13 protein-coding genes are annotated in these 26129 nt (G+C 43.2%); all 13 read right to left on the bottom strand.

Annotation, left to right across the window (positions count from 1 at the left end; translation table 11 throughout):
• Position 1 precedes the first annotated feature (1 nt).
• The 13 genes from HMPREF9420_RS08420 to HMPREF9420_RS08360 all read right to left on the bottom strand — a co-directional run bounded on the left by HMPREF9420_RS08420 (position 2) and on the right by HMPREF9420_RS08360 (position 25262).
• A complete protein-coding gene (locus tag HMPREF9420_RS08420) occupies positions 2-886 on the bottom strand; it encodes a decaprenyl-phosphate phosphoribosyltransferase (protein ID WP_007135180.1) in 885 nt (294 codons plus the stop codon).
• Positions 883-1881: an acyltransferase family protein gene (locus tag HMPREF9420_RS08415; protein WP_007135179.1), complete on the bottom strand. Its 999-nt coding sequence runs from the start codon at positions 1879-1881 to the stop codon at positions 883-885. Before HMPREF9420_RS08415 ends, HMPREF9420_RS08420 begins: the two co-directional genes overlap by 4 nt.
• The gene (locus HMPREF9420_RS08410; RefSeq protein ID WP_007135178.1) at positions 1878-2954 is read right to left on the bottom strand and encodes an acyltransferase family protein; all 1077 of its coding nucleotides are present in this window, start codon (positions 2952-2954) and stop codon (positions 1878-1880) included. The genes HMPREF9420_RS08415 and HMPREF9420_RS08410 overlap by 4 nt, the downstream gene beginning before the upstream one ends.
• Complete coding sequence (locus HMPREF9420_RS08405; RefSeq protein WP_007135177.1) at positions 2951-4786, bottom strand: phosphoethanolamine transferase; 1836 nt, start codon at positions 4784-4786, stop codon at positions 2951-2953. Before HMPREF9420_RS08405 ends, HMPREF9420_RS08410 begins: the two co-directional genes overlap by 4 nt.
• Before the next feature lie 455 nt (positions 4787-5241).
• On the bottom strand, positions 5242-7551 hold the full coding sequence (gene bglX / locus HMPREF9420_RS08400; RefSeq protein ID WP_044079192.1) for a beta-glucosidase BglX: 2310 nt from the start codon (positions 7549-7551) through the stop codon (positions 5242-5244).
• An 18-nt stretch (positions 7552-7569) separates the two neighbouring features.
• A complete protein-coding gene (locus HMPREF9420_RS08395; RefSeq protein WP_007135174.1) occupies positions 7570-10077 on the bottom strand; it encodes a glycoside hydrolase family 2 TIM barrel-domain containing protein in 2508 nt (835 codons plus the stop codon).
• Positions 10078-10217: 140 nt separating this feature from the next.
• Positions 10218-12224 carry a glycoside hydrolase family 16 protein gene (locus tag HMPREF9420_RS08390; protein ID WP_007135173.1) on the bottom strand — a complete coding sequence of 669 codons (2007 nt, stop codon included), beginning with the start codon at positions 12222-12224 and terminating at the stop codon, positions 10218-10220.
• A gap of 266 nt (positions 12225-12490) precedes the next feature.
• Entirely contained in the window at positions 12491-14509 is a 2019-nt protein-coding gene (locus tag HMPREF9420_RS08385) for a SusF/SusE family outer membrane protein (protein WP_007135172.1), read from the bottom strand.
• 12 nt (positions 14510-14521) lie between these two features.
• A complete protein-coding gene (locus tag HMPREF9420_RS08380) occupies positions 14522-16213 on the bottom strand; it encodes a RagB/SusD family nutrient uptake outer membrane protein (protein ID WP_007135171.1) in 1692 nt (563 codons plus the stop codon).
• Between the two features lie 26 nt (positions 16214-16239).
• Entirely contained in the window at positions 16240-19050 is a 2811-nt protein-coding gene (locus tag HMPREF9420_RS08375) for a SusC/RagA family TonB-linked outer membrane protein (protein WP_007135170.1), read from the bottom strand.
• Positions 19051-19084: 34 nt separating this feature from the next.
• A complete protein-coding gene (locus tag HMPREF9420_RS08370; RefSeq protein ID WP_007135169.1) occupies positions 19085-20842 on the bottom strand; it encodes a RagB/SusD family nutrient uptake outer membrane protein in 1758 nt (585 codons plus the stop codon).
• 6 nt (positions 20843-20848) lie between these two features.
• The gene (locus HMPREF9420_RS08365) at positions 20849-24268 is read right to left on the bottom strand and encodes a TonB-dependent receptor (protein ID WP_044078865.1); all 3420 of its coding nucleotides are present in this window, start codon (positions 24266-24268) and stop codon (positions 20849-20851) included.
• Between the two features lie 28 nt (positions 24269-24296).
• Positions 24297-25262, bottom strand: coding sequence for a FecR family protein (locus tag HMPREF9420_RS08360; protein WP_007135167.1), 966 nt, complete (start codon positions 25260-25262; stop codon positions 24297-24299).
• Between the last annotated feature and the right edge of the window lie 867 nt (positions 25263-26129).

Raw genomic sequence — 26129 nt, 5'->3', positions numbered from 1 at the left:
CTTATAAGACATAGATAATCAACAAGAAAGTGAGCAACCAAGCAAGAACGATGAGCTGAGTGAAGCGGTCTTTGAGCAACACTTTCGTCGGATCACCACTCCGTTGGTCGACAACCGTAAGCTGAATATAGCGTAAGAGTCCAACAAGTACAAAGATAGAAGTCAGATAAAGATAATCGGTTTTGAAATGACTGATGACCTCTGGGCTCACTGTATACATGATATAACACACCAAAGTGACACTGGCTGTGATGGTAATCGCTTGATTTATGAACGTCAAGTTATAGCGGATGGTGTTCTTTCGAGGCGCTTCGCCCGTCTTTTCCATTCGAATCACGTCGTCACGGCGCTTTGCAAAGCTCATGAAGAGCGTGATAAGGAATGTCATAAGCACTATCCATTTGCTCAGTTCTATGTGGGTAGCCAATCCGCCAGCAAGCAAACGAAGCACAAAACCAAAGGCAACGATACACACATCAATAATGGCATGCTGCTTCAACCAAGCGCAATAAGCCAGATTTAACAGCCAATAGAAGAGGATAACACCGCCTGTTTGCAACGCTGTATCAGGCAAAAGGGCCACACATACGGCAGAAAGGATGAAACAAACAATCATCATTCCATAGGCCATAGCAATGGAAACAGCTCCTGAAGCGACCGGACGATGACACTTAACAGGGTGCCGTCGGTCGTCAGAAACATCGTGAATGTCGTTGAAACAGTATATAGATGACGCGGCAAAGCTATAAGCTAACATCGTGATTACAGCCGAAAGAAGAGCTTGAGTGTTGAAAAGTTCACCACCAAAGAATAGTGGAAGCATCACAAAGAAGTTCTTAACCCACTGCTTTGGACGCAGTATTTTCATGTAGTCCTTAGGATTCATAAAGCTTTCTCTATTGATTTGGAGATTAAATTGACGATTTTACTGAGCAGATATGCCGCAGGTAATGTAATCAGTAAGCACACAAAGAACGTTAACCAATAGCCCCATGGCTTAGGAAGATGGTCAAGTACGAAATGAATATGAATGAGATAACACTCTAAACTCAATGCCCCAACAAACTTAAAAGCCTTGTTAAACCACCTCGGTGTACGCCGAAGAACGCGATTTAAGAGTAGAATCGTTGTCAAAGTTAAAGGGATATAGAGCATGCGTTCAATGTAAAGAGGGAACAATCCGTGTCGACTCTGCTCAAGAAAGATACTGGTAAACAATGTCATCACAAACATAATGAGAATCATCCAGATGCCCGTTCCGTCAATACGCTGCTTAGTTCGCACCATCTCTCCCATGTTTATACCGATAAAGAAGATAGGAACTCGACTCCAAAAGATTTCAATGTGACCCACAACTTGATGGATTGGCGTGACATATTGCACCAAAACACACCACAGAATCATAACAACGACCAGCCAACGATAAATGGGATGGCGACGAATAAGCTCCATATAAGCCGGTGCAAAGCAATAAAGCAGCATGGTAGCAGGGATATACCAGAACGTAAGTTCATCGTGAAGCCAGAAGTCCCAGTTAATAGTTATGTCGCCGATAAGGTCAATCCATGCCATCAAATCACCTCCGTGGAAACGTGGAATGTAGTAAAAACACGCCACAATTAGCCATGCAGGATAAACCCGAAGATAACGTTTCATGAAGAAATGTCGGGCAGATGGTGTCTTGATCCATGAGAACCAAAGTCCTATTCCACTAAGGAACAAGAACATATCTACACCTATATTACCCATCCTTCTCAATCCAAAGAAGAGGTCATTTCGCGGCAAACTAACATGAAAAAGGATAATAAACAGCATGGCAATTCCCATGAGTTCACCGCGATATCTGGATATATTCTCAAGCTCAATGTCCTTTATTCTCATCTTATTGGGATACGTTTTATGATTTCACGAAAGGCCCATGCCAAGCAAATACTTGTCACTATATAGAGTAAGAAGCCTGAATAGTAGTCGCCATTCCTACTGATTGGGATGAAGATTTTACGTGTAATGGGGTGACAAACAAATAGGGCTGCGCTGATGTTTCCCATCCAAACAAGAGGTTGATTGACATATTTGAGGGGTGAAGTTGACAGCAGTTTGGCTAACGAAACGGCTGAGATACAGGCAAAAACTGGTACAAAAGTCCAGCCCACAAAACTCATGCTGAGCCATAACATCATGCACAATGAAACGAGAAACAAGGCAGCATGCGTCTTCAACTTCAGCATTCGACCATATCGTGCATAAAGGATTCCAAGACCAAAAGGTAGCATTCCGCCCATGAAATTATAGCGATAACGGTTCAATCCCTCGCTTTCTGGACCAAAACAAAACTGCAAACCGACGCAAACCACTATTAAACCGACTGTCCATCCCCAATGTTTTCGCACAAGAAACAGCCGAAACACCAGATAGAGTTGCAGCATTAGACCAAAAAACCAATAAGGACCGGGCCAGATAACTGCATCAGGATGGGGCATGATATTATTGAACATACCAAGCATTGCCACGATATCTAATGGTGCATAATGATGCGGATGAGGCGTCATGTAGTCAACCATTGTGAAGGCAACAAAGCCTAAGATCATCATCTTGAAAAGCTTCTTGTAGTGTTGTTTCATAAAATCGGTGACACTGCTAAGCCCTTCCCGTCCTGTTAAAAGCATGTTCCCATCAGCCGATTTCTCATATTTCAGCACAAGTCCATAGGCACTTAGGAAGAGAAACACAGGCACTCCATAGTGTCCAAAGAATGAGATTATGTGCATAAGCAGTAGCTCATCGGGAGACGAAAGCACTCTAATCAGCCCATGAGCATTGCTTTGAAAGAACTGATATTCATTCTCTTTAACCACTGGATTGAGCCAATGGCAGTAGTTATGTAAGAAGATTCCTATAATCGCCAGGCCTCGCATGGCGTTACATTCGGCACGAGTGAGCAGTTGATTTGTCATTTCTTGTTCAGTTTACTCCTATAAAAGGCGTCGCGAATCTTATCATAATCCGTCGTCGCTTTAAGTATTCTTGGGCGCATTTCATCGTATTGTTCGCTCAGAATATTATACTCGGGATGATAGTCTTTGGCTTGAATCCCAGCCAAATAAAGTAGCATTTGCGGCAGCGCATCAGTCATAAAGCGACGATGACGGGCTTGAACAATCTCGCGAAATATCTCTGGATGTCGGTGCGCATACTTCGGAGAGCAGTATATCCAGAATGGAATTTCAAACTCATAATGGGCAAGTGGCCAGTCGATGGCAGCCGAATGGTTGCGACAAATGAATCCACGCGACTCCTCATAACACTCTTCTCCATGATCAGGCATATAGATAACGATAGCATCTTTGTTTTCAAATCGCTTGCAAATCTGGTCTACTATCGAGTCATTATAACGGATAGCATTGTCATAATAGCTTAATATCGTGCGCTGTTTCTCGGATAGTTCGGGGCGCTTTTCTATGTAATCATCGGCCGAAAACTTAAATTGTGCCTTGGGACAACGCGTTCGATAGTCCACATGTTGACCGATAAGATGGAATATAGTGAGGTTAGGTCCGTTGGGATTAATCTTTCCTTCCTTCACAAAACGGTCGTAATCATTCAGTAAATCCTCATCAAACACATGTAACTTTTCATTGCGAAGATCGAATTGTGCCTTATTCAACACGGGGTTATTCAAAAAGAATCCGCCGCTAAAGTCATAGACTGCAGCCTTTGCTTCCATAAGAAACTGGTTGGTAAGGAACTGCACTTTGTATCCTGATTTGCGGAATAACTCGGGGAAAAGTGGGTAGTCACACCAGTCTCCTTTCTGTCCAACGACGTGCATAGAAAAGACATTTTTGAAGACGAAACTCGTCAAATTCCAAGGTGCAACGACGTCAGAAAACGGCACAAGAAAGCCGCGACGCTCTCGCTTTATCTGCCTTGGCGTCGTGGGCATAAAGTATCCATACTGCTGAGAATGATGCTTTCCATAACTCTCTCCGATAATAAGAACGATATTGGGAGAACGGAATGAGCAGCTATCTACCTTCACTTTATCGGCTGCAGCCACTAATTTGTCGACCTGTTTTGACGCTAATTTGTTGGCATAAAGACTAAAAATCAGCCTGCTCATTGGCGTATATAACACGGCGTGTCCTTGCTCCGTAAGCGTGTGTTCGACTTCTCCTATCGACGATTCTGTCAAGAGTTTCCATGTCGCCGCTTTGTTATGAGCCGATGCAACAGCACTCCAAACAAACAAAACCAAAGTCAACAGTCCCGCCAAAGGATAGTATTTTTCTATCGGAAGCGTGGGAATCTTCACACGTTTGAACCGAGGAAGATAAGCCAAAAGCACGTTGACAGCAATCAAAAGCACTATCCAGCCAACGTTACTAAACAGAAAATCTATCGAGATAAGACTCGTTATAAATCCTAACGCCTCTTGACTGTTGGTCTCACCCACTAACATCAACATCGAAGGATTAAGCGTTGAACCGAACTTAACGAAGCAATATGCGTCGACTAATGCCACACTATAGAGCACAAAGTAAAGCAACAAGCGAACCCATCTGCGTGCTTTCTGTGGCAGAATCGCCAGGAAAAGGCACACCAAATAAAGGTCAAAAAACTGCTCTATGTATTGATTTCCATAGATGGTTGCATCCTTAAAAGGGGGTAAAGTAATCCAAGCGCACACCAAACCCAACACATACATCATTAAAAAAAACAATGCATTGCACTTTAATGGACTGAAAAACTTTGCAAGAATACAGTTTAATGGCATTATAATCTTCATCAAATCCTTCTTTTTTGCAAAGTTAGTGCAAACGAATCAAACGTCAAAGAGAAAAGCAAAGAATGTGCTTTTATCAGTGCGTTTGTGAGTGAAGCCTAACTTATTCAAAGTTAGTGCAAACGAAGCAAACGTCAAAGAGAAAAGCAAAGAATGTGCTTTTATCAATGCGTTTGTGGGTGAAGCCTACAACAACAGCCCCAAAAGTTTACGTCAAAAACGCCAAAAACAAAGATAATTTCAGTTGTTTCAAATGGCCAAAACAAACAGATGAATTTCTCAAACAAAGGCTATGACAATATCAAAAGAATTAAAATATAATGTCAATGCCAATACTACAAAAAACAAAATGAGGCAAATCATCGTGTAATCTGCCGTATTTTACCGCACAATCTGCGTCATTTCATGCGATAAAATACGGCAGATTACACGATGATTTGCCTCCCCTCATTTCACCTTTAATGTTGAACGACAACGCGTACTCTGGCTGATGGTGCTTCCGACACTTTGCCATCATCCCACACTGCCTCTTTCTTTTGCAGCTCTTCACTATTGGTTCCCACCATAATTTCAAACGTGCCAGGCTCTACAACATACTGCATGAGGCTATTCCAAAAGCCTAAGTCCTTGACGTTAAGTTTGAATTCAACTCGCTTTGTCTGGCCTTTCGGGATGAAAACCTTTTGAAATCCCTTCAATTCCTTTATGGGTCTAACCATTGAAGCGACCTTATCTGCGACATAGAGTTGCACAATTTCTTCACCATCATAATTACCAGTGTTCGTCACATCGACTGAAACAGGCAGGAAACCCTTATCATCAAACGCCGTTGGACATTGCATTTCACCATATGAGAACGTTGTATAGCTGAGACCATATCCAAAGGGATAGAGGTTGCGATTAGGCACATCAATGTGTCGAACGGTTGAACTATAGGGCATATCTCCCGGTCTTCCTGAGCGCTTATAATTGTAGTTGTTGGGTATTTGCCCTTCAGTGAGCGGGAAAGATGCCGTCAACTTTGCGGCAGGTACAATGTCTCCAAAGAGTACATCGGCAACAGCGTTACCGCATTGTGTGCCTGGGAACCACGCTTCGAGCATGGCATCAGTTTGTTTGTCGACTGATTCTAAGCACAAAGGACGCCCATTCATCAACACCACCACAAGCGGTTTGCCTGCTTTTCGCAAGGTATCGAGCAGGGCTTCTTGCTTTCCTGGCAACCTCAGTACAGCCCTACTACGCGATTCTCCGCTCATTAATGCCTTCTCACCAACTACAGCTATGACGACATCGCTTTGCTTTGCAGCCTCAAGAGCAGCTGAAAACTCAGTCGTAGATGGGTCTAAGAAGTCGCAACCTTGAACGTAGTTGACCTCCGTTCCGCTTCCAAGTTTATTCTTGATACCCTCTAACACGGTCACCACATCCTTGTCTTCGCCTCGTGCTTTCCATGAACCCATCACCTCGGCACGGTTATTTGCCAACGGACCTACAAGCGCAATGCGTTTGGTTTGCTTGGAAAGAGGAAGTAAAGCATTAGCGTTTTTCAGCAAAACCATTGATGAAGCTGCCGCCTTTCGAGCCAAAGCCATGGCTGAAGCAGACCGAACCTCACGGCTTTCACGCTGATTATCCAAGAAGCGATAAGGGTCTTCGAAAAGTCCCAACGCATATTTTGCACGCAGAATACGCTCTACTGAGGCGTCAATCTCATTCATATCGATGCGATTTTCGCGTACAAGTTTCTCTAAACAGCGGTTATATAATCCGTCTGTCATATTCATATCTACTCCTGCATTGAATGCCGCCATAGCAGCATCTTCGTCAGTTTCGGCCACACCATGCGCCTTAAGTTCTTGCACAGCATTCCAATCGCTCACCACAAATCCCTTGAACTTCCACTCCTTTCGCAACAAATCCGTTAACAACCAGCGGTTAGACGTGGCAGGAACTCCATTGATACTATTGAAAGCCGACATGAAAGTGTGCACTCCAGCGTCTATACATGCCTTGAAAGGAGGTAGATATACCTCGGCCAAAGCAGACAAAGAGAGGTCTACTGGGGCATAATCGCGGCCGGCTTGTGGGGCACCATACGCCACGAAATGCTTGGCACAAGCAAACAAAGCGTTAGGTTTTCCAAGGTTCCATTGGAAACCTCGCACTCTGGCTTCAGCGATTTTACATCCCAAGTAGGTATCTTCTCCGGCACCTTCTACTATTCTTCCCCACCTCGGATCACGCGCAACATCGACCATTGGGGCAAAAGTCCAGTGGATACCAGAGGCAGATGCCTCGATGGCTGCAGCCTTAGCAGTCTCATACATGAGTGCCAAGTCCCATGAACATGACTCTGCCAATGGCGTGGGGAATATCGTTTTATACCCATGAATAACGTCAAAAGCAAACAAGATTGGTATCTTCAGACGAGATGATTCCATATTCTTTTGCTGCAGTTTCCTTAGATTATCAACGCCACCAACATTGAGAATAGAGCCTACCATGCCTCTAACAAAGAGCGAATCAGACACTGCCCCACTCTTGGGTCCCGTCAAAAGTTCGCCTCCAACGTACTGAGAGAGCTGCCCAATCTTTTCAGTCAACGTCATCTTCTTCATGAGATCACGAACGAAGCGCGTTTCTTTTTCAGCGTCAGTCAATGTGTTTTTTACAGGTTTTTGACTCACACGAGGACTTGATTTTTGTGCAAATCCAGCGAAAGAAAAGCCAATCAAGCAGACTACTGCTGCGATTATTCGTTTCATATTCATAGTGTTTGTGATTTATTCAGATTTAATTTCAATCGTTTGTGGCTGCAAATCAACACCCTTTGCAGTAAGTTTGATTACCGAAGGTGCCTTACCTGCCTGCACAACGACCATACATTTGCCGAAGAAAGCATGGCGAGAGTTGGCCTGAAAGCGTTCTAAAGAGAAAGGACTTCCATTGTCTACACCTGCTATTTTGCCTTCACCCGTCAATGAAAACTGAATATTTTGGTCGGCCCATGGGCAGAGATTACCCTCCTTATCAACCACTTCTACGGTCACAAACGACAGACTTCGGCCATTGGCTTTTAGCACATTACGATTAGAAGTCAATCGAATGTGGTGAGGAGCACCAGCAGTTCGGATTGTCTTTTCATTCACTTGTTTTCCATTTTTCCTTGCAACAACACGCACTTCTCCTGGTTCATACGTCACATGCCAAGCCACATGATACTCATGTTCGTTGCTTTTCTTGCGCACACCTTGGGACTTTCCGTTGATGAAAAGCTCCACTTCATCGGCTTGATTGTAGTAACACCAGAGGTCAATTGCTTGTCCTTCTATCCAGTTCCAATGTGGACACACGTGCAAAACCGGCTTGTTCGTCCACTCACTTTGATAGAGATAATACACATCTTTGGGGAAACCCGCTAAGTCAACGATACCAAAATAGCTGCTTCTTGCAGGGAAATTAAACGGTGTTGGCTCTCCAATATAGTCGAAACCAGTCCAGATAAACTGGCCCGAACAATAGGGAGTGTGCTTCACTATGTCCCAAGTTTGCTCGTGAGTAGAGCCCCAATAGGCGCAACTATTATCATATGACGAGCACATAAATGAGGGTTCAGTGAATGGGCGCTTATGCGTTGGCCAACGATATAACGAATCACTCGGCATTCTATAATAGCCACGAGTGTGTAAAGCAGATACTGTTTCAGTCATAATAAAAGGCTTTCCGGGGAAGTTTTGAGGCACATCAGCCACCTTTTTCTGATGATAGTTGAAACCAATCACGTCTAATGCCCCACTCTTGAATAGGTTATTGTTGGGTGAAACCTCATTACATCCGGCTGAAATGAGCCTTGTGGGGTCATAACGACGTACAATTGCTGCCAAGAATTGTGTGAGTTTAGCACTCGCATTGAGTGTGTCGGTTGTGGAAAGTAGTGTTTTATCGCGGCTGTTATTCAGCAGAATGTTCACATCTTCCAATGCAACGGTGGCACTCTTTGTTTTATTCCATTGTTCAAGTACTTCGTTTCCAATGCTCCAAAGGATAATAGAAGGGTGGTTACGATCACGTAACACCATGTCTCTTAGGTCGCGTTCAGCCCATGTTTTGAAATATATCGAATAGTCATATGTAGTCTTTCCCTGCATCCAACTATCGAAAGCTTCGTCCATAACGAGTAATCCCATGCTGTCACAAAGGTTCAACAATTCGGGAGCGGGAGGGTTATGAGAGCATCTTATGGCATTAACACCCATGTCTTTCATCATCAATAACTGCCTATAAAGAGCGTCTTCATTGATTGCAGTGCCTAAACATCCGAGGTCACCATGCAGACATACCCCGTTGATTTTAATGTTCTTGCCATTCAAGAAGAAGCCTTTCTTGACGTCGAAAGCAACATTTCGCAGTCCGATTGATATCGTGTCACGGTCTAAAATGCGTCCATTCTCTTCTATTTCAGTAGTAACGGTATAGAGATTTGGGCTTTCTAACGACCACAACTGAGGCTTATTGACATTCAATAGCTGGCTAATTGTTGCGCCATTAGCCTCAACCTGGCAAGCTTTTGAAGCCTTTGACACCATCAGATGAGCTTTGTTCCACAATGTTTGATGTACTATCACACGTCGACTACGGTCACTTGGATTCTCAATCTTCGTGTTAAGACTCACCTTTCCCTTTCCTTTCTTCACCTCAGTAAGGGCTTGTACGCCCCACTCTTCTATGCGAATATCCGACGATTTCATGAGATAGACATGGCGATAGATGCCACATCCCGTGTACCATCGACTGTTAGGTTGCTTCGAATTGTCTACTTTCACCGCCACAACATTATCTCCTTGCTTCTTCAAATAAGGCGTAATGTCGTAACTAAAGCTTATAAACCCATAGGGACGCACACCTACTAACTGCCCATTTACATAGACAGAAGTGTTCATATAGGCTCCATCAAAGTGGAGAACATAGCGTGAAGACGCGTCATTGTCATTCAAATTGAGGTGCTTTCTATACCAACCTATCCCACCAGGGAGGGCTCCTCCATTGGCGCCTGAAGGGTTTAAAGCATAAAAATCGCCTTCAATGGCCCAGTCATGTGGCAGGTCTAACACGCGCCATGCATGGTCGTCAAAGGTTGTTTCGTGGGCTTTGTCGTCGTTATGCAAGGCAAAACGCCAGCCCTCATCCCACAGATGACGCTCAAAAGCATAGCTTTTTACACATAGGAATGAAGGTAACAATAAGAGAGAACAAATCGCAAAGCGAAAGAATGAAATACGTTTAGGATTCATTTTTGATTGAGGTGATTAGGTTTTTCCGTTTAAGATGATTCGGATTTAGGTTATACTTACAAGGAGAAATAATAGAAATCCTCCTTGTTCCTAAGGCTAAACAGTCGATAGGAACAAAGGAGGAAGTCCATCTTCTTACCTTATCTAACTACTTTCTTCTGTCCATTTACAATATAAATACCTTTAGGAAGCTTTGCATTTTCCCAGCTATCAGCCACCTTTATGCCGTCAATAGTGTAGACGGCGGCTTCTGTTTTATGTTGTAAATCAAGTTTTTTTATGCCAGCAAGTTCCTTGGGTTCTCCAATGATTCGCACGCCACGGAGATAATATCCCTTACCTGTTACGGCAAGACCATGTGCTTTCAACTCCTGAATGGCAGTCTTATTAAGCTTCAAAGTGTAAGCTTTCTCATCGCGACCTGCCTCAAGATTGATGATATTTCCATATTGAACATCTGAGGAAAGTGACGGTCTATCGTGTGAACCTCCAGTCGGTTCAGCAAACAAACGCAAGAAAACTTTCGCACCAGGGTCGGCATCTCTTACGATGATTCCTAAGTACTGACCTTCCTTTACATCGCTAAACTGCTCCTTAGGGATAAGGGTTTCGCCCCAGTTTATTTGCTTAAAGCCTGCCCATTTGGTATTGTTCTTTGAGTAAAGGCTTACAGAGAACAAATGAATATTCTTTCCTTTGACCGTACATCCCTTTGATTTTAGGGCGTCACAAAGGCCTTTGTTGTCTACAACGAAGGTCACTTGGGCATCGTTTTTATTGATTTCAGGCTTCAAAGTGATAAGAGACTTGCCGTCGTTACCACATAAATCGAGCTTCAAAGCCTTCACTTCCTGTGGTGTATCAGCATAAAGTGTGTCGATATCTACCACAATCTGGTCGCCCACTTGAATGCCGGCGAAACGTTCTGCAGGGATTTTCTCAGACACATCCTTTATATCCCACTTCCATGTTAATGGCGAAGAACCAATCCACAACAATTTATTCGTGCGCTTAAATACACGGAGCCAGTCGATATCCATCATGTAATTGCGTGGTACTTTGTTCATATCTCCCCCATACTTTGGGTTCTTTTCAGGGTATAAAATGCCTCCACCCTTATCGTCAGGCTTGCCACCTATTCCCCCATTGATAGCCACATCCCAGATTGAATCTATTCGGTTTTTGATGTATTGGCTTTCTAACAGTTTATTAAACTTATAGTCAGTATTATCTTTATTCATATGATAGTCTGTCGTATATACCGACCTTACCCTTCCATCCAACAAGAAACTAACGGCCATATTCCTACCAGAATCACCGGGCAATGGGTCAATTTGCGCCCCATAAACATGGAAATCTTTGCTTGGATCGAAACTAATCTCGCGCACACGGTCGCCAAAATCATTGATGTTTGAGGTTGTTCTATACCGCACTTCGCCTGTTTTCTCATCCTTATAAGGACGTGTCTTGTCTAAAGCATGCAGCGATTGATGCAACACATGCTTGCCCTTGAAATTATAAACACGCTTATCATGTATTTCAATATGGTCGCTATCATCGTCATGAACGAAGAATTCTTGCAGGTCAATCTCAAAGGTTCCCGCGCCACCATAACGGTGACGGAGCCACAATGCGGGCCAAACACCAAACTCGTATGGTATTCGTGCCTTAATCTCTATACGCGAATAAAGAGGATAATAGTGTCCCCCCCCGTCGGCATCTCTACTGGATAGGAAGCCCGACCACCAGCCAACAATCGAATGTTCGTGTCTTGGCGCGAGCGGTTCACGTTCCATCACGGAATAATCTACATTCATATCCGGGTACTTTGGTTTGTAAATACCCGTTGATATCTCATCACGTGTGGCACGAATTGTTGCAATTCCGTCCTTCACCGTAACCATTTGGTCGCGATAAGTCTGTGCCATTCCCTGATTATCATTATTGCCATAGGTATCATTGAAATAGTTTTTAGTGGCATCTCCATATAATCCCCAGAGCTTCTTATTGATAGATGAGCCATTAAACTCATCGCCTTGAAGACTCTTCCAACCAGGAAGTGCGGGATGATTGAAGCCAGTAGACTGCGCCGTAGCACTGCCTATGCCTATACATAAGGCACAGATTGATGTAATAAATGTTTTCATAAGCTCTCCTTTTTATATTATCTGATAAGTCAGTTATTGTGGGTTGGCAATACAAAATGATAGGCTTCTTTATCTATCAGCTATGACAAAGATATGAAAGAAAAATCATTTTGCCAAATAAATCAACTAACATCAAAACACATAGTGACAGAGAAGGTTTTGTAATCTCATAGAGATGAGCGTGCAATATCATAGAGATTGCGGCGTGAAATGACGCAGATGACCGCATAAACTCATAGAGATTACAAAACCCTTTGATTGTCCTTTTATGGTTCTACGATAGTAGCCTTGTTGGTAACAAAGTTGATTGTGATCTTCGTTCCAGCCTTCCAAGAATAATCTTTGTTAGGTTCGGGACTGCCTTTCTTACGATAAAGGAAGTCTTTTGAAGTAGGATCAACATATACTTCGCGTTTCCACTCACCAAACTTCGGTACACTATTGAAGGCAGGTATATTCGGATAGATACGCATTCTGCCGTCCACTGGTATCGTAGCACTCATGGTTTTTCCGCCCGGATCAGTCGTAAAGTCTACTCTTGCGCTACCACAATAGCCACCAAGTGACAGCGGTTGAATGTCAACCTCATGCGTGTCAAGGCCTACATAGATAAGATAGATGCCGTCAGAAGGTACAACTGCTCGGTCGTTTTCAACCGTATAACCTTGATATTTCTGCAGTTTTGCGAAGTTACCACGGCCAAAAGCCTTGACTGTTGAGAACTCTAACTTCTCTCCTTGGCGTAGATAAGCAATATAGAACCAGCGAGAATCGCCCGCATATCCATTCTCAAAAGACACTACTTTGGGTGATTCCCAGTCCCAGTTTCCAAAGTCTTTACCCGTCATATAGAGTGCCGTTACGCTCTCAGGCATAAGGTTATCGGGAGTAGACCCGCCGTAATCAACGGTATTATTCGCAAGATTGAGCGACACAGGTGTGCCTTTTGACACAACCAGCGGTTTGATATTGTCTTGTGAAGTGCCAGGGAAGACAAGCTTACCATCCTGAACAGTGAGTCTCATTGAAGTCCAATCGCGTGCATTTTGCTCTGAACCTGCAAAGAGATTAAGGTTTCCTGTTGCTGTTGTTTCAACGGTAACACGGCTGCCATTCGCAACAAATGGTTTATCGGTTTCACCCATTGCAGCACCTGTTGCATAGAGTTTTGGTGTCTCAAATGAAATCGATTTGCGGTCTAAGTTCACGTAAATGAGATATGAACCCGATGTTTTTACAGTGGCTTTTCCATTGCCATCCACAGTAACGCCTTGCATTGTCTTCAATGATGAGAATGCGTTTGCCCCATCTTTTGATGTAGACCACTCAATGGTTTGCCCTGCATGAAGATAGCTGAGATACCAGAATTCGCCATTACCAACGGCACCTACGGGCGCCATCTTCACAACTTTATTCGTATTCCAGGCTCCAAAATTCGAACCACCCATATAGAGTTCGTTGGCAAGTCCAGTCACTTCGACGCCCTTTCCGCCCATGCGCGCGGTGTATTTTCCTGTCAAAACACTATATTGAACCTGTACATTGAACTGACCTTTCAATGGGAATAACATCTTCACATCAGACGCATCGGTGAGCGGTTGGAATTGTTCTGAAAGCTGATTGGTGCGTGGAATTGAGCCCGTTCCTGTGAAAACCTTAGAGATAGTGCAGTTTTCGGTCTCGCTATCACGCAGTTTCAAGGCTGTGCCATCATTCAATTTGAAGACATATTTGCCTGGGAACAACTGCTGTGTTGAGTCAGCTACGCTCCAAGTTACAATGTGAGTAACCTTGTCATAGGTCACTTTGCTGAGGGCAACCGCCTTATTTCCGTCGGCAGTTAGCGCCTCATCGCCCTGCATAGTGAACGAAATGGGGAGAATGGTCAATTCTTTCTGCGCTACATTGAGCACGAGTTGATAGAGGCCTTCAGCTGGAACACTGAATCCTTCGCCCTTCTCTTTAAGCTGAAAAGCCTTAGCTTCGGAGTCATTGAGCGTGATTTCATCTCCCTTTCCATAGGCAACAGGCTGACCATCTTCACCAACAAAGGAGATGGTGAAGCGGCCGTCTTTCTTCAACCAAGCACGAATGCTCAGCATATTGTCACTCGTTAAGGTCGTCAATCGACCCTTTTCGATAGGCACAGAGAACTCGGATGAAGAGCCAGAGAGATAGATTCCCTCGGGCACATTCACCACTTCGTCGAATGATATGTTGTTTTCTGTGCAGGCTGTTGCACCAAAGATGCACAGCATTGCTATGAGATTCCTTAATTTTATCATGACAGTTTGATTTTAATTCCAACCATTATTCTGTTCCCATTTCGTCAGTTTGAGTAGTTCTGACTGTGGTATTGGATACCAATACATCTTGGGTTGAAACACTCTTTGCTCCACTTCTACGGGTTGATAGGTGAATCCGCCTGTGGGTTTACGGGCAATTTGGATGCCTTTCACTGGCGCACCGAGCGTAGAAGAGGCTATCTTCCAACGGCGAACATCCCAGAAACGATGCTCCTCGAAAGCCAATTCAATGCGGCGTTCGTGTTGAATCACCTTGCGCATCTGCTCTTGTGAGAGCCCAGAAGGCACATTAGGAAGCGATGCACGATTGCGAATCTTATTGAGATATACTGCAATATCGGGATTTGTTGGGTCGTATTCATTGAGCGCTTCGGCATAGTTCAGATAGATTTCTGCCAAGCGGAACAACGGAACAACATGGCCACTGCTGCTTCCTCCGGTTTGAATGTTCACGTCTTCATTTAGGAACTTGCGCAGATAGTAACCCGTTTTAGTGGCATTGGGGACTGGACTTGCGTCGGCACCACCAGGGAAAGTCTCGACCTTTTTATTCTTAAACGAAGCCATATTCATCAAGATGGTCGCTTCTAATCGCTTATCTCGGTTCACAAAAGGCTGTGCAGCACGAGCTGGTCTGTTCCAATCGAAGGGCGTACCATCAAGCATTTCATAGTCATCGACTAAGTTTTGAGAAGGACAAGTGCCACCTTCTCCACCAAAGCTTACAGGGAAATTGCTTCGCTCTAAGTTAGTGTTTGCGGTGTAACGACGTACAAAAATATACTCTTTATTTTTGAAATCGTTCTTAAAAAGATCGCTATAATTATCAGCCAACTGATACTGATTAAGGTCTATTACGGCTTTCGCTGCGTCGGCAGCTGCCTTCCATAACGCTGCATCTGAAGGCTTATTAGCCTCATTTATGTCGCCAAACGCAACATAAAGAGGGCTTGCTGCATAGAGTAAAGTGCGGCTCTTCAGTGCCAAAGCTGCCCCTTTTGTGGCATGTCCTAAGGCATCGTTCACATTACGCCAAGGCGTTAATTCCAAATCGTTTGCAGCCTCGTCACATTCCTTTGTGATAAAGTCGACAACGTCTTTCATCGTTGGTCGTGGCGTGTTTTTATAGTCCCCATTGAGATCAAGCGTTGAAGTGACAACAGGTATTGGGCCATAACGCTTCAACAACTCAAAGTGGTAATAAGCCCGAAGGAAGCGAGCCTCAGCCTTCCAGATACGAATATCCTTCAAACGATTATTGTATTCGATTTGACTTTGAGGGTCTAAACGATAAGAATCCAAGTTCACTTGGTCGGCACTCTCAATGAATTCACAAGCCTTTCGAATGCCGGCATAGAAACGATTCCATTGATCATCGGGGTTATCTATAGCGTTCCAAGCTCCTAAATTGAACTTTTGTATGTTGGAAGATTCAATCACAAACTCTGCATCATCAGTCGCATCACCCAACATTGCATTGCTTCCGAAGCGGTTAAGTCCTTCGGGCAACAGGCTGTAAACGCCTGTAAGATATTGTGCAGTGCGCTCATACGAAGAGAAAGTGGTCTGTTTATTGATGTAAGAATCAGACTCGCGATCGAGAAAATCGCTACACCCCACAAGGAGTAGTCCTGCACTTAACGGCAGAATCTTACAGATATTATTAAATGAGAACATTTTCATTTTCCTTAGATTTATGGATTATTAAATCAGAATTCAACCTTCAAGCCAATGTTATATGACTTTGTGAGGGGGTAGTTGGTTAGTGAACCCATCTCTGCATCGCCTAATTTTCCGAAATGATCGAGTGTGAACACATTGGTAGCATTGGCGTAAACATAGATACTGCTTAGCCTAAACACTCTGCTGACAGACTGGGGCAACGTGTAGCCTAACATCACATTACGTAGTCTGAAGAAGCTACCATTGCGCTTCCAGAACGTAGATGAGCGATAGTTGTTATCGAAATTAACCGTTGACAGACGTGGATAGGTAGCTGAAGGATTATCGCTTGTCCAACTATCTAAAGCCAATGTCGAAGCGGTTCCATTGTTTTTGAATGAATAAATGCTTGCACCACTGAGATAAAGATCACGATTTGCTACGCCCTGGAAAAGCATACTGAAATCAAATCCTTTCCATTTGCAGCCGAGATTCAATGCATAATTCCACTCAGGAATAGATGTGTGACCGACTGGATAGGAGTCGTTTGCATCAATAACATTATCATGATTTTGATCAACATATTTGATATCACCAGGTGCAACACGACCAAATTGTGGCACAGGGAGGTCACTATTGAGCTTGCCTGAAGCGTCAAAATCAGATGGTTGATAAAGTCTCTCAGCAACTAACATAATGGGTTGCCACACCGGATGACCTTTCTGATAGAGATAAGGATAAGACTTCACATCCTCACCAGCCTCTTTCACACAGCTCTTTGCATACCAAGTACTGCCTTCAACGAAGTAAGAGAACTGATTTCTTACCTTGCCTTCATAACGCATTTTTAGTTCAAAGCCATGATTGTTCACCTTTCCTACATTCATCAAAGGAAGGATATTACCATAAGAAGCACCTATGAAACCTAAGACATTTGCATTGGCTTGAGTGAGGATTCCTGATTGAACTTCGCGGAAATAGTCGAAGTTTACTGTAAGATTCTTAAACAACGATGCATCGAAACCTACATTAAAAATCTTCTTTTCTTCCCACCTTACTTTATTATTAGCCAAAGAAACTGCGGCGAAGCCACTTGAAGAATTAGCATTTACGCCAAAGAGATAACTGCCACTATAATCATATAAGGTGTCGAAGATATAGCGTGCAGCAGTTTGATCATTACCAACCTTTCCATAAGAAGCTCTGAACTTCAAATGATCAAGCCATGAAATGGGTTGCATAAAAGGCTCATTGCTTGCCACCCAAGCTACAGATCCAGCAGGGAAAAAGCCGAAACGATGAGATGGAGGGAAGTTATCTGTCCCCATATAAGAGGCAGCAAACTCTGCAATATAGGTTTTCTTGAAGTTATAAGTAGCACGACCAGCAAAGTTAAGATACCTTGAATCGTAACGTACTCCATACACCTTATATATATCTGTTATACAGAAAGCAGTGGCATCAACGCCATGTTGTCCGAACTGATGATTGTAATCAACCTGCGCTTTGAAGTTTGTGCGGATGAAATCTGTTCTGAATCCTTCTGAAGCTTGTAGTGGAGCATTGGCTCCATAAGGTGTATAAGCATAGATAGGATTATTATTTGCGTCGACACCTGATTGCGTAAGAGCAGCTCGAACGTAATCGCGAGTCTTGGAAGATGTCTCTGCTACATAATTATTATAACCCACTCCAACCTTTGCACTCAATCCTTTTACAAAATGATTAAAATCATATTTGAGATTGAAAATAACCTGAAGAGCACGTGAGTTCTCCTTATATAGTCCACGATTAAGCAGATTTCCAACAGGGTTTGTATATATGTTTGTTCCACCAAAGCTACCATCTGGGTTATAGATTGGAAAGGCATTAGGCGGCGTAGTCCACATAGAGTTAACGAGTTTATCGGCACTAAAGCCTCCGCCTGGTGTGGATTGTTCACCTATACTCACACTCGTATACAAAGAAGTAGACAGAGCTTTTGTCACATTGATATCGAGATTAGCGCGGAAATTGTATCGACTATAATAAGCATTTGAGTTCTCTTTACGCTTGCTGTCCGTTCCTTTATAGAGTCCTTCGTTCTGTAAGAGTCCGGCCATCACGTAATAACAGATGGTGTTATTACCGCCATGGAAAGTCATTTCGGCTAAAGTCAGCGGAGCAGTCTTTTTGAAAAGCTCATTCTTCCAATTAATATTTGGATACAAGTAAGGATTACCGCTATTGTCACGATAGGCATTCAATGTGGCTTCATCGTATCGAGGAGCAAGTCCATCATTGGCTAAAGCCTGGTTGTAAAGACGTGCATAATCGTATGAACCCAAAGGAGTGTTCATCACAGTAGGCATTTGTAAGCCCGTCTGTACCCTGAAAGAGATCTTCGAAGTCGATGGAACACCACGCTTGGTAGTAACTAACAAGACACCATTCGCACCGCGTGCACCATACAAAGCCAAGGCAGATGCATCCTTTAATAAGGTTACCGATGCAATCTCTTCAGCCGAAAGATTATCTAAGGGAGCTTCAAAACCATCAATAAAGACAAGCATCTTTTGGCTACCTACAAAGGAACTGATTCCTCGAGAGTACATATTTTGCATGTAAAAGTCATAACCTGGCTCTCCACTTTGCTGCATAATGGTCAATCCTGGCAATAAACCTTTGAGACTGTTTCCAACAGAAGGCGATGTAATCTTTGTCAACTCATCTCCTTTAACCGTTGAAAGCGCAGCGGAACTCTCCCATAATGGTTGCTTGCCATAAGCTATTGTAACGCTCGTAGTGTCTGTCTTTGCATTGCCGGTAAACGTCACAAGAGACAGCATTGAGCCTATTATCATTTTATGATATGTCATTTTTCTAAATGTTAAAGTTAAGGTTTTGTTTCATTTACCAACCGGGATTCTGAATCAGATAGCCTTTATCGACCTCGTTCTGCATAATGCCATGGAGGTATGAACGCCTGCTCCATGAGCGGTTTTCAAATACATACGGCTCGTAGTGTACATGGGTTTTACTACCTCCAATAGATGAGATCTTCAACCCATACATCTTTCCTCGCATGACACCTTCATCCTCGGCAATCATCCATCTGCGTATATCCCAGAAACGATGGTCCTCAAAAGCCAACTCCACAGCACGTTCATTGCGCAGCTTTTTGCGGAACTCCTCCTTTGAAAGTGTTGCAGGGAAGCCCGGCATTCCAGACCGATTACGTACCTTAGCAACGGCATCAAATGCTTCTTGTGGAGGGTTATCGTAATACTCATTGAGTGCCTCTGCATAGTTAAGGTATAGCTCTGCCACCCTAAACACAATCCACTCTTCATCTGTTGTGTTAAGCGGAGGAGTTATTTTCAACGTTCTTGGCACCCACTTTCTTACGAGATGACGAGTCTTATCCGTAGCAGAGCTTTGGGCACCATTAGGTAAGAAGTCGATGAAAGGAACCTCTTGATTCCATGAAGCGCCATGATAAGCAACGGTTTGGTCAAAGCGTGGGTCGAGGGTTTTATAGATATCAAGAAGATTATCGCCCCCTGTTGCAGACCAATCAGCAGGAGTTCCATCCTTCTTCTCATAGAACTTAACGAAATTAAAGGTAGCATAAAGCCCACCATCTCCCCAAGCTTTGTTCATCGCCCATACGGGAAGGTCGGCTACAATAGGTCTACCACTCACCTTAAAGTTCTTATATTTTTTATTCGAAAGAATGATTTCTTTGTTATCTGGAACACTCCACACATGCTCATAATTAGTTTCTGGTGTTCCATCCGTATAGAGATCATAATGTCCCGAGCCTAAAGCGGCGTCCAAAGCAGCCTTTGCTGCATCAGCAGCTCGCTTCCAACGATCTTTCTTATAGTCACCATATCCAATGAGATTCTCATGTCCTGGGAAAGGAAGATAAGGTGTATCATTGTTGAAAAGTGGACTCGCTGCATAAAGAAGTACACGAGATTTCAAAGCCAAAGCTGCCACTCTTGTTGCTCTTCCAACCTTACTTGCGTCCGAATAATAGTCAGGAAGTAGGCGTGTTGCCCTATCAATGTCCACGAGAATTGAGTCAATACAGTCTGAGAAAGTATTGCGGGGATAAGTTGAAAAGTCGTCAGAAGCAACCTTAAAGTGAATGATTGGGAGTCCTCCATAACGATAAACTCCTTCCCATAATAGCATTGCTCGCATGAAGTATGCCTCTCCTTCAGCTCGTTTATTGAATTCAGGATCACCGGCATCATAAGGTACTTCCTTTATTCTTTCAAGGAGAATATTACACTTTCTCAGGGTTTCCCATCGCAGATAGTGCCTACAATCCTCATCCCATGAGGCACTATTGTTGTTATGATTGTCTACATTCCATGCCGAATTTCCCTTTGCCCAGTCAGCAACATCCTCTGCTTCATCACATGCAGAGCCTAAAGTTGAGGACGAACAAAGTCTTCTATCGGTATTATCACTACTCATACAGAAGCCCAAAGGCATTCCTTCTGCATATATTCCCGTTAGATATCGCTCAGCAAGTGCCCTGTCTGAGAACACTTTATCTTCGTTTAAATCAACTGAAGGAGGTGCTTCAAGATAGTCTGCACATGAAAAAAGACTAAGCGAACAAATGAATATAGTCAATAATTTATATGTTTTCATAATGCATTAAAAGTTTACATTGATTCCAATATTATATATTTTCTGCAATGGGTAGGTATTAATCTCCACATTACCCGAACGAGAAGGAGCCTCAGGATCAAGGTCAATAACCTTAGACCACGTAATTAAATTCGAGCCACTTACATACAAACGAATGCTCTCTACGCCTAAAGCTTTCACTGGTTTTCCCATAAAAGTATAACCAAGTTCTATGTTCTTCAGACGCAAATAGTTTGCATTCCTAATCCAAAGGTTTGAATCTTTATAGTTATTATCGGTGTCTTTATTTGGACTCAAAGATAATCTTGGGAAATTGATTGGCTCTCCTTTCTCGTAACGTTCTTGTGTCCAACGCTCCAAAATGAGTGTTTTTGCACTTTCATGTCCATTGAAGAAGGGCCACAATGAACGTCCAAAGTATTTGATAGAGACATTACCTGCACCCTGGAACAAGGCTGATACGTCGAAGCCTCGCCAGTTAAAGCCCAATGAAAAACCATAAACGATTTCAGGAGTAGGCGAATATCCTACTGGCACTCGGTCGTAGTCATCAATCTTTCCGTCTTTATTCACGTCCACATACCTTACATCTCCGGGCTGAAGTTTATTTCCACTCCACGCACTTACAGGCCGATCTAAAGCATTAATCTCTTCCCATGAGTTGTAATAGCCATCAAAGAGCAAACCATAGAACTGGTTAACACGTCGTCCAGTCTCCATCTGATAGGCATACTTCTTAGGCACTTCGTCTCTGAATAGCACTTTATTGCGAGCAAAAGAGTAATTAAACCTCAGCCAATATCTAAGATCTCGCAATTGATTTCGATAGTTCACTTCAAGTTCCCAGCCTTTATTCTCCATCTTACCCATATTATATGCCGGCAAGTTTGCACCGATTGTCATCGGTTGAGTGTTGCGGTTTGCAAGGATGTTATTACGGCTTTCTTTGAAGATATCAAAAGTCATTGTCAGATGATTATTCAGAAGATTCATGTCAACGCCAAAGTTAAACTTACGCGCTTTCTCCCAAGTCAGCCCAGGATTACCTATCTTATTCTCTATAACCATACGCGAGTTATTAGGTGAAGCAGCTGTTCCGAAGTTATATTTATAAAAGTCTTTGTTTGGTGCTTCCACATAAGATGAAGGCAAATAAAGGAAGCGATCACCACCTATTTTGTCATTACCGACCTCACCATAGGTTGCTCTTAACTTCATGAATACAAGGTAATCGTTCTTTGGAAAGAAGGGTTCTTCACTGACAACCCAACCTGCTGAGACCGCTGGGAAGAAGCCAAAGCGACGACCAGAAGCAAAGTTTTCTGTTCCATTATAACCCATATTAAACTCTGCAAGATAACGAGATGCATAGTCATATGTTATTCTTCCCACGATGCCTTGATATGCGTTGGGCACAAGAAACTTCAGTGATGGGGAGTAATATTTACTCTGGTTATAAAGCAAAAGTGCTGTAGTGTGGTGCTTACCGAAGTTGTGTTGATAATTCAATCCAGCCTCCATATACACCTTTCTGTTCTTTCCATAGCCAGGATTTGCAAACCAAATCGTCTCCTCTTCTTTCGGAATATAGAGTATATTGTCTGCATTTGCTGGGTCACGCTGTGCAAGATAGTACTGAATACTCTTGCGGAAACTCTTTCTACTGTAGTAATAACTGTCGTAAGAAATGCTTGCATGTGCCGAAAGTCCTTTCAAAAGTGCACGCGAAAGGTCATAATCAAGGCGGAAGGTTGTATTGACATTGTTCTTACTATCATTGTCATAACCATTCCCTCGCAGTAACATCCAAGGGTTTTGTTCACCTAATGCATCCTTCAAACGAACCACTTTACCATCTATAAGGCCTGGAGAGCTCAGCGGATTTGACCAAGATATCTCCCTCCATATTGTACTATTACCTGATCCTGGCGTACGAACATTCTCAATTTGTGTAGCCAATTGCACTGAAGCCTTAAAGTCTTGAGTAATCTTAAAGTCTAAGTTTGAACGGAAGTTATAGCGTCTGTCATACGCATTTACATCGTGCTGATTGTCTATCTTGGTATGATTGTACATACCTTCCTGGGCATAAAAGCCCGCAGAAACAAAGAACTGAACACGATCAGAGCCTCCAGATATATTGAAGTTGTGTTGGGTTCGTGTTGTGGTTTTACGTAGGAAATCTCCTGTCCAGTTCATGTTTGGGTGGAAAATAGGGTCAGTTCCATTGCGATAAAGCTCTATATCTTCAGCTGAAAAGCGTGGAGTGTAGGCACCACCCGATACGTATGCATCGTTTTTCAAAGCCTCATTGTAGAGCTCACAATACTGTGCACTGTTCAAGTAATGAGGCAAAGCAGTAGGCTTTTGGATAGCAATATTACCCGAATAGCTCATGCGTGGCTTGCCCTTTTGACCTTTACGGGTTGTAATTAAGATAACACCATTCGCACCACGCACACCATAAATGGCCGTAGCCGAAGCGTCTTTAAGAATACTTACCGATTCAATTTCATTAGGATCAAGGCCATTATAGTTCGGTCTTTCTACGCCATCAATCATCACTAAGGGTGCCGTGTTATCAGAAAATGTGCTCACACCGCGAATCAACAACGTTGAATTGTCTTCTCCCGGAGCACCACTTCGCTGCATAGCAATAAGTCCCGGCATCTTACCAACAAGCATATTACTGATGTTTGCCTGAGGAGTTTGCACGAGATCCTTGGTGGTTACCGATGCAATTGAACCTGTTACAGAAGCTTTTTTCTGTGTACCATAGCCCACAACGACCACTTCATTGAGGTCTTTTGCAGCGTCTTCATCGAGTGTAATCTTGAGGTTCGTGTGATTCTTCACGGCAACATCGCGCGTAGCGAAACCGATATAAGATACTGTCAACGTTCCGTTTTCGGGAACATCTAACGCAAATTCGCCGTCAGCATTCGTCACCGTACCGACTTTTGTGCCTTTAACAAAGACGCTGGCCCCTATGATTGGTTCTCCATTTGCATCGCGAACAAGACCCGAAACCTTACCTTTTACTGGTGCCGAAGCTGTCTTTCCGGCAGCTTTTACAGTCTGTTGTTCTGCATTTTCAGTCTTTCCTTTCACCAAAACGATAGTGTTATTGTTGAAAGAATACTGAACTCCAAGAGATGAAAACACTTGATTCAGTGCCTTCTCTAAGGGCCAATCCTTACACACACAAGTGACTTTAGACTTCGATTGAAGTACATTGTTGCGATAAACAAACGTGTAGTCTGTCTGCTTCTCCACTTGGCGAATAAACTGACTAACCTCTTCATTGCGAAGATTCAGGCTCACTTTGCCACGCTGCGCCATTAAGATTGTCGGACAAAGTGATAGCACTATCACCAACAATAAGCGCAGAAGGCGTCTCCTTCTACTGTTAAGATTGTCTGTCATTTGATATATAGATTTTAGTTATTGGAGTTTATCTAATTTCTATTTGGTCATGATTGATTGTATACTTGAATTTATATTGCATGCTCAATGAACTGAGAACACTTTCTAAAGTCTCATGGTAGAAGGCTCCGGTTAGTAGGTCATCGCCTATTCGCTTGTTGTTAAGCATGATATGAACACCATACCAATCTTCAATTTTCCGAAGTACTTCACGCAATGGTTCACTATCGAAGGCAAGATAACCATCTTTCCATCGTCCATCGATATCGGTATCGTTGTCACATATTTGCATGCTACGCGCCGAAGGTTGATAAATAGATTTACGACCGGGGAAAAGCCGATAAGACTCTGAAAGCCCCTTAGCTGTAAGGCGAACAGCACCAGAGAACAAAGCCGTTTCAACCTCTCCACGCTGACAACGCACATTAAATTTCGTGCCAAGCACTTCAATCTGCATATCGTTCACATGCACTCGAAATGGACAATTAGCGTCTTTGGCTACATCAAAATAGGCTTCTCCTTTCATCAACACCACCTCACGATGCTCTCCCGGCATGATATTATAGCGCAAACGGCTATTGCCATTGAGGCTCACACGACTGCCATCTGGAAGCATTATCACACTTTTGCTGCCGGCTTTCACACTGACATAGGTGTAAACGGGAGCCGAAGGTTGGGACGATTGAAGTCCAAAATAAGCGCCACCCAACAGCGATAACACCACAACGACTATCGAAGCATAACGCAAAAACTTGTAAATGCGCCGTGGATGCTGTTGTTTATGAATGCCATGTTGAAGATTCTGCAATATTCTTTGTTGGGTTTCACCACTCATTTCAGCTGATTCTGAAGACAAAGAAAAGTTATCGCACATCAAATCCCATAGCGAATCATCTGTCAGTTGAGGCACTTCGCGCTGCAATTCCGCCAAGTCTTCACGAGACAGTTGACCCAAAAGGTATTGTTGATATAAATCTTCGATACGTTTTCCCATAATCAGTTAACTACTGAAATATATACGCAAACAACGGAATAGCATACTAAACAATAACATTTATTAACGTTTTCATCTTCTCACGCCTATCCAACTAACCCTCATAATGAACGAAAACCTGTCCCCTATCCTACCTTATAATATTTAAAGGCCTTATTAAAAACAAGTCAATAGTACTATATCCGCGCCAAAAATCACATGCGATTTCTAAATTACAAAACTCAAATCACACCCTTGTTTTGTAAGAAATATTATGCAAAAACACAGCCTTTTTTATCCAATTAAATAGAAGTAACAAACCGAACAAATAGTCATTGTCTTAAGGGATAATTCAAACGTCGTTATTCCCCCATACAACCTCCCTCACCATTTGCCGCATTTCACCCCATAGTTAGCGTCATTTCATCGTGTAAAATGCCTCTAATCACACGCTGATTTGCCTCAAATCATTTTACTTTCACTTATCAACAACGTCACACTCACAATTGATTCATCTCGCAACTCGGTACGAGTTGTTCTTTTGATAGCCCGGGGTTGGCGAGGAACGAGCCTACCCCGGGTAAGCATCCGCAAGGAGATTCAACGCCGTAGGTGTTGAGCTTTTTTTATAAAGGCACGCTTATAATGAAATCTTTCATGGCGGATTAATCAAAAAAAAGCGCAACACCTACGGCGTTGAAACGTGCCTTTTGTAATACAATTAATGCCAATATACGAACAAATAAATAGTAAAAAGTGCCAATATTTTAATGGATATATCCGCCATGATGAATGTTGTAACCACGCAACGCCGTAGACATTGCGCCATTATTTCCATGAATGTATATTCCATTATGAATGCGCTCATGGTGCAACTCGGTACGAGTT

The organism is Segatella salivae DSM 15606 (genome assembly GCF_000185845.1).
GTDB classification, from domain to species: Bacteria; Bacteroidota; Bacteroidia; order Bacteroidales; family Bacteroidaceae; genus Prevotella; species Prevotella salivae.
Note: the sequence above shows the minus strand (reverse complement) of the source record. Positions and strands in the feature narration are given on the sequence as shown.